The organism is Hydrogenimonas sp. (genome assembly GCF_029933015.1).
Lineage (GTDB): Bacteria > Campylobacterota > Campylobacteria > Campylobacterales > Hydrogenimonadaceae > Hydrogenimonas.
The window spans coordinates 1-6,742 of sequence record NZ_JAOZOZ010000085.1 but is presented as its reverse complement, the minus strand read 5'-3'; the positions used below and the strand labels follow the sequence as shown (position 1 = coordinate 6,742).

Here is a 6,742-nt window from a genome sequence, read left to right as displayed (position 1 = left end):
TTTTCCACCGTCAGTCCCATGGCGCAGCTCTCGTAGCCCCGGACACTGCGGATATAGGGTTTGCAGAAACCCTCCACCATGCAGGCTCCCGCCTTGCCGCGCCACTCGCCGCTTTCGATGTAGCGCTCCAGATCCGCTTCGTCGAAAGGGGCGAAGGTGTAGACCGTATCGGAGAGGTCGACGAACATCTTTTTTTGCGATTTGTAGACCATGCAGGTGATGATGGAGACGTCGCTGCCGCTCTGCATCGCGAGGATCCGCCGGGCGTCGGCTTCGTCCTTCGCTTTGCGGAGTATCTCGCCGCGGGCCGTCACGACCGTGTCCGCCGTCAAGATCGGCCTCTTTAGCCCCAGCGCCGCCTCGCAGGCTTTCATCTTGCCCATGGCGGCGTGGTAGACGAAGTTTTTGGGCACCGTATGGTCCAGCGCCTCCTCGTTAAAATCGCACGCCTTCTGGACGAAATCGATCCCGTTTGAGCGCAGTATCTGCGCTCTCGTCTCGGAGCCGGACCCCAGAATCAGCATTCTAAAAGCCCCTCAGATAGATGCCGAGCACCAGAGCCAGAACACCCAGGGCGATATTGACCGGCAGCATCAGGTTGGGGATGGGGGCCATCATCTCTCTGGCGCCCGCCATATCTCCCGAGACGAAACGGCGCTCCGCCACGTTCCTGCGATAGACCATCGCGGCATAGTTGGCCGTCATGACCAGCCAGATCCCCTCCTTCACGTAGACGACGGTGGCCAGATCCGTTCCCGGAGCGCCGACCGCCAATCCCATGACCAGTCCTGTCAGAAGTATCAGGACGATGAAAGGGAGTACCAAAGCGAAAAGATTGCGGACGATCTCCAGCGTGCGCGCCATCCGATGCTTCGGATCATCGATATGCTGCAGCCCCGGATGGACCGCCAGTCTCATACCGATCATCCCGCCGACCCATACGATGGCCCCGAGTACATGGAGAAAGACGAGAAAAAAGGCGTAGTTGTTGAAAAGTTCGACGGCTGTCTCTTTCATCTTTCCCTCCTTATTTTATTGTCACTCCGTCCGGTCGACGGACGGCTTTTTCGTGCTCTCAGAGCGTCTCTTTGAGATATTCGAGCGCTTTCGTTTTCGCTTCGGCGATTTTCGAAGGGTCTTTCCCTCCCGCCTGGGCGAAGTCGTCCCGTCCGCCGCCACCGCCGCCGAGAACCGGGGCGATCGCCTTGACCCAGGCACCCGCCTTGGCGTTCGTGCCCTTCTGTCCGGCGGCGATCAGTACCTTGTCGCCCTTTTTCTGGAAGAGCATCACCGCCACTTTGTCGTGGGCGTTTTTCAGATCGTCGATCATCGCCTTGATGTCGCCGCCCTCCACCTCGTCGACGACGACGGTCACGTCGCCGATCTTCTCCGTTTTGATCTCGGCTTTTCTGCTCTTTTGCGCCTCTTTGAGCTCGTTTTTGAGCTGTTTGACCTGCTGCTGCAGTTTTTCGACACCCTGCAGCGGATCTTTGGCCTTGAGCTCGTGGGTGATCTGCGCCAGCGTGGCGCGCATCGACTTGACCAGTTCGTAGGCGGCGTGGCCGCAGACCGCTTCGATACGGCGCACCCCGGCACTCACACCGCTCTCTTTCGTGATCAGGAACATGCCGATCTCGGCCGTGTTGCGCACATGGGTCCCTCCGCAGAGCTCCACGCTTCTTTCGCCGAAGCTGACGACCCGCACCTTCTCGCCGTACTTCTCGCCGAAAAGCGCCATCGCCCCTTTCGCTTTCGCCGATTCGATATCCATCTCCTCGGTCTCGCCCTCGATCCCCCGCTCGACCACATCGTTGACCCACTTTTCGACCTGCGCGATCTCCTCGCCCGTCATCGCCTTGGGATGGCTGAAATCAAAACGCAGCCTTTCGGCCTCCACCAGCGAGCCCGCCTGGGTCACGTGGTCGCCCAGGATCTCACGCAGGGCGCTGTGGAGCAGGTGGGTGGCGCTGTGGTGCTTGGCGATCTCGTGGCGTGTGGTGTCGACCGCCGCCTCTACCAGGTCGTTTTCGCAGAGCTTCGTTTTGGCGACCACTTCGCTCAGGTTCAGATCGAAAAATTTCTTCGTATCGACCACTTCGGCGACGACCTCGTCACCGTTCATGACCCGCAGCACGCCCGCATCCCCCGTCTGTCCGCCGCTTTCGGCATAGAAGGGGGTGACGTCGAGCATCACCCAGCCCCGCTGACCCGGTTCGAGGCACTTGACGCGGGCGAAACCGTCGTTGAGCACCGCCAGCACTCTGCTCTCGGCCTTCAGGTTGTCGTAGCCGACGAAAGTGTTGTGGCCGAATTCCTCCAGAAGCGCCTTGAAATCACCCTCGACCCGGGCGTCGCCGCTGCCCTTCCAGGCCGCCTTGGCCCGCTCTCTCTGCTCGGCCATCAGGCGCTCGAACTCGGCAATATCGACTTCGATCCCTTTGTCCTTGAGCATATCCTGCGTCAAATCGAGCGGAAAGCCGTAGGTGTCGTAGAGCTTGAAAGCCACGGCGCCGCTGAAAAGTTTTTTGGTGTTTTTGAGCTCTTTTTCGAAAAGCTCGATCCCCGCGGCGATCGTGGCGAAGAAGCGCTCCTCCTCCAGCTGCATCATCTGCTCCACGGCGGACTGTTTCTCTTTGAGATAGGTGTAGTGGCCGCCCATGATCTTCACCAGAACATCGACGAGCCTGTACATGAAGGGCTCTCTGAGCCCCAGCATGTAGCCGTGGCGGACGGCGCGGCGCAGGATGCGGCGCAGGACGTATCCGCGTCCCTCGTTGGAGAAGTTGACCCCCTGGGCCAGCAGGAATGTCGTCGAGCGCAGATGATCGGCGATGACGCGGTAGCTCGCTCCGCTTTCATACTCGTATCTTCTGCCCACCAGCTCCTCGACCTCGCGGATGATCGGCATGAAAAGCTCGGTATCGTAGTTGGAAAGTTTTCCCTCTTTGACGGCCACGACCCGCTCCAGCCCCATGCCGGTGTCGATGCTGGGTTTGGGCAGGGGCGTGAGGTTGCCCTCTTTGTCGCGCTCGTACTGCATGAAGACCAGGTTCCAGATCTCCAGGAAGCGGTCGCCGTCGCCCCCCATGTAATCCTCGGGACCGTGGAAGTGCTCCTCCCCCTGATCGAAGAAGATTTCGCTGCAGGGACCGCAGGGGCCCGTGTCGCCCATCTGCCAGAAGTTGTCCTTGTCGCCCATGCGAAGGATGCGATCTTTGGCGATGTGTTTGGCCCAGATCGCTTCGGCTTCGTCGTCGCTCTCGTGGACGGTGACCCAGAGTCTCTCTTTGGGCAGCTCCAGCACCTCGGTCACGAACTCCCAGGCGTAGGCGATGGCGTCCTCTTTGAAATAGTCGCCGAAGCTGAAGTTGCCCAGCATCTCGAAAAAGGTGTGGTGGCGGGCCGTGTGGCCGACGTTTTCCAGGTCGTTGTGCTTGCCGCCCGCGCGGATGCAGGTCTGGCAGCTTGTCCCCCGGGGAGGGTTGGGAGCCGGCACCTCGCCGGTGAAGATGTTTTTGAAAGGGACCATCCCCGCGTTGGTGAAAAGCAGTGTCGGATCGTCCGGCACCAGCGGCGCGCTCTCGTAAACGGTATGCCCTTTGGAGGCGAAATAGTCCAGAAAAGCCTGTCGAATATCCATCGAAATAACCTTCTCGTTGATTAAATTGGATAGATTTTATCCAAAAACTTTTGAAATATCGGTTACCGGGGAGAAGAAGTGTAGGGAATCAGCTTTTTTCGGACTCTTTCGCGGCGTTCGCTGCGACGAACGATTGGATCGCACCGACGATCAGCGGCGTGAAGTAGGCGATCGTTTCGGGCGCCAGGGTCTGCCAGACCAGGGCGTTTCCCGCCCGACGGAGATCCTTTTCGCTCAGTGCGGCCAGAAATTCGGAGATATCGATCCCCGGATCGGCCTGCCGGAGTCTTGTTTTCGCCTCCTCGGGAGAGAGCGGCCTGGGGGCGTAACGGCCTTTCAAAAGCGCGTCGAAGCGCCTTCTGGCTTCCTGCAGATCGTTCATCGCCGCATCCCGGCCGCCAATTTGGCGAACACCAGCCCGCAGACCAGCAGAAGCGCCCCCGCGGCGAAGGGTGCCGCCGTTTCCGAAACGTAGAGCGCGAAGATCCTGTAAAAGCCCCAGACCAGAAAGAAGAGCGCCCCGATCAGGGAGAATACGGCGGCAACGATCCATCCCGCCATCCATCCGCTCCGATAGAGCGTCTCTCTCCACGACTCCTGCTGCTCACGCATGAAGAGCGCCGCCGACTCCTGCAGGGCGCGGCTTTCGGCTTCCAGCAGGTCCATCAGCGCGATGATGAAATCGGAGACCGTCACTTTGTTCATCAGCTCTTTCCGCCCAGTACCCTGCCCAGCAGAAAGCCGATGCCTGCCGCCACCAGGAGCGTTCCCACGGGATGCTCCTTCTGCTGCTGTCTGATCGCCTCGATCGCCTCTTCGCCCTGGTTTTTCAGCGCTTCGAGCTCTTCGAGCCGTTCGTCGGGAATCTGTGCCGCGATCTTCTCCTTCACCTCGTCCACCGAGCTTTTCAGTTTCTCTTCGCCGATTTTTCCGAGAGTTTCGGTAAGTCTGAGAATATCCTTTTTCAGCGTTTCGACCTCTTTCCTCAACGCTTCCACCTCGGCTTCCGGACGATTCGCTCTCTCTGTTTTCGTGGCCATGAGACACTCCTTTAACGGGGTTTTAACCTCTTTTTATAATTATACCCCAAAACGTTTTTCGTGACCGTTTTTTGTTACAATGGCATATCAAATCCATAAGAAAAATTTTATACATCGGAGATTTTGAATGCAGCAGATCGATATCAACTCCCCCGAATTCCAGGCGGAACTCGAAAAAACCTGGAAATTCGTCGAAAAGGTCAACAAACAGTTCGGATTCGTCCAGAACCCCGACGAGGAGATCAACGAAGGGGTCGCCATGGGTCTGGCCCGCAACAAGATGATCTACGGCAAACGCTACTGCCCCTGCTTCATGGTCGTCGGCGAAACCCCCGAAGAGCGAAAAGCGGCCGACAACCGCATCTGCCCCTGCAAACCGGCGCTCGAACAGGAAATCCCCACCCAGGGATACTGCCACTGCGGCATCTTCTGCACCCCCGAATACGCCGAAAAACACGCCAGGGAGGAGGAGATCGAAGAGGTCGTGCACCTGCACTCCCGCGGCCTGGGCAAAGAGGAGGCGCAGCTGCTCGTCGAAAAGGAGCAGCTCGACGGCGACGAGCTCGAAGCGCTGCTGGAAGCCAGAGAACTGGGCATGGTAAGTTTCGAGCTGATCGACGTACGCGAGCCGATGGAGTTTCAGATGGGCCACATCAAGGGGACAGATCAGCTCTGGCCCACTTCGCAGTTCTACGACTGGTTCGAAAAGATCCAGAACAAGAAAGAGGACCGGATGATTCTCTACTGCCACACCGGAAGCCGAAGCTACCAGGTCCAGCACGTCATGAAAGCCCAGGGCTTCAAACACGTGGGCAACCTCACCTACGGCATCATCGCCTACGACGGCGAGATCGAACGGTAGGCCATGGAGCGCTCCGCGACCTTCTCCTACCGTTTCACCGTGCCGAAAGAGGCGATCGATTTCAACGGCCATGTCGGCAACGTCACCTATCTGCAGTGGATGATCGAAGCGGCCACCGCCCACTCCGAAAGCGTGGGCTGGGGGTTCGAAGCGTGCAAGGAAGCGGGCGGTACATGGGTCGCCAAATCCCACCATATCGAATACAGACATCCGGCCTTCGAAAACGACATCCTTTTGATGAAGACATGGCTGGAACCGATCGGAAAGATCAAAGCCGTCCGTCGTTACGAAATCATCCGTGAAACGGACGAAACCCTCATCTGCGAAGGTGAAACGGAGTGGATCTTCGTCGACATAAAGAGTATGCGACCGATGCGCATACCCCGCCATATCGTAGAATCTTTCGCATGAAGTGAGAGTATCCGGACCCGATATCGGGTCTCACGCTCCTACCGCCGTGCGTCCAGATACCCCTCTCTTTCCAGTTGCCGGTCGTGCCAACCGCTGACAAAGAGCAGCGCCGTCACGGCCCCGATCAGTGCGAACATCATATCCGACTGGGTGTCCCAGACATACCCCTGGGTTCCCAAAAAAGCCTCCGCCGCCTGACCGCTCACCAGCGCCACCCACCATTCGATCAGCTCGTAGAAGGCGCTGAGAGCCAGAGCGAAACAGAGGATGAAGAAGTTCATCCATCCTCTTTTGGGAATGATCTTCAACCGTATGATGACCTCACGGGCGATCAGTGCCGGCACGAATCCCTGGGCGAAATGGCCGAGTTTGTCGTAATTGTTGCGTGTACTGCCGAAGAGATGGTCGAAAAAGGGTACCTCCGCATAGGTGTAGTGGCCTCCGATCATCAGAATGATCATGTGGATCAGTATCAGCCAGTAGAGCAGCGGTGTGAGACGAAAGGAGCGGTACGTCACGGCGAGCACGACGAATCCGACGATCGCCGGAGCCACTTCCAGTATCCAAGTCAGACGGTCCTTCGGCGCGTACCCCGACCACACCAAAACGGCGAAAAAAATGGCCAGCCACAGATATTTCATCACTCAACCGTATACCGCAGGAGAGAGCAGCCCCACCGCTGCGAAAGAGAGAAGTCCGTAGATCACGGTCGCCCATCTCCAGACCTTCTCGGCTGCCGAAAACTGCACGAGAATCAGAAAGAGACCCATAAAAAACTCCAGCACATTG

Annotated in this window: 9 protein-coding genes; 2 read left to right on the top strand and 7 right to left on the bottom strand. The window is 58.2% G+C overall.

All coding sequences use genetic code 11. From position 1 onward, the window contains the following. From maf to Q1K23_RS06605, 6 genes are all read right to left on the bottom strand, one after another. The coding region (gene maf / locus Q1K23_RS06630; protein WP_300363359.1) for a septum formation inhibitor Maf at positions 1-524 on the bottom strand (524 nt) is incomplete at its 3' end. 1 nt (position 525) lies between these two features. Then, on the bottom strand, positions 526-1,017 hold the full coding sequence (locus Q1K23_RS06625) for a hypothetical protein (protein WP_300363358.1): 492 nt from the start codon (positions 1,015-1,017) through the stop codon (positions 526-528). 58 nt (positions 1,018-1,075) lie between these two features. Next, positions 1,076-3,640 (bottom strand): alanine--tRNA ligase, encoded by a 2,565-nt coding sequence (alaS, locus tag Q1K23_RS06620; RefSeq protein WP_300363357.1) that lies wholly within the window; start codon positions 3,638-3,640, stop codon positions 1,076-1,078. Between the two features lie 88 nt (positions 3,641-3,728). Further along, positions 3,729-4,022, bottom strand: coding sequence for a hypothetical protein (locus Q1K23_RS06615; protein ID WP_300363356.1), 294 nt, complete (start codon positions 4,020-4,022; stop codon positions 3,729-3,731). Continuing rightward, positions 4,019-4,345 (bottom strand): hypothetical protein, encoded by a 327-nt coding sequence (locus tag Q1K23_RS06610; RefSeq protein ID WP_300363355.1) that lies wholly within the window; start codon positions 4,343-4,345, stop codon positions 4,019-4,021. Before Q1K23_RS06610 ends, Q1K23_RS06615 begins: the two co-directional genes overlap by 4 nt. Further along, positions 4,345-4,680: a hypothetical protein gene (locus tag Q1K23_RS06605; RefSeq protein ID WP_300363354.1), complete on the bottom strand. Its 336-nt coding sequence runs from the start codon at positions 4,678-4,680 to the stop codon at positions 4,345-4,347. The genes Q1K23_RS06610 and Q1K23_RS06605 overlap by 1 nt, the downstream gene beginning before the upstream one ends. A gap of 127 nt (positions 4,681-4,807) precedes the next feature. Here Q1K23_RS06605 and Q1K23_RS06600 point away from each other — a divergent pair, with 127 nt between their 5' ends. Both Q1K23_RS06600 and Q1K23_RS06595 read left to right on the top strand, forming a co-directional pair. Further along, positions 4,808-5,542, top strand: coding sequence for a ferredoxin-thioredoxin reductase catalytic domain-containing protein (locus tag Q1K23_RS06600; protein ID WP_300363353.1), 735 nt, complete (start codon positions 4,808-4,810; stop codon positions 5,540-5,542). 3 nt (positions 5,543-5,545) lie between these two features. Beyond that, positions 5,546-5,953, top strand: coding sequence for a thioesterase family protein (locus Q1K23_RS06595; protein WP_300363352.1), 408 nt, complete (start codon positions 5,546-5,548; stop codon positions 5,951-5,953). 38 nt (positions 5,954-5,991) lie between these two features. Here Q1K23_RS06595 and Q1K23_RS06590 read toward each other — a convergent pair whose 3' ends face one another. Then, positions 5,992-6,594 (bottom strand): DUF2238 domain-containing protein, encoded by a 603-nt coding sequence (locus Q1K23_RS06590; RefSeq protein WP_300363351.1) that lies wholly within the window; start codon positions 6,592-6,594, stop codon positions 5,992-5,994. Positions 6,595-6,742: the final 148 nt, after the last annotated feature.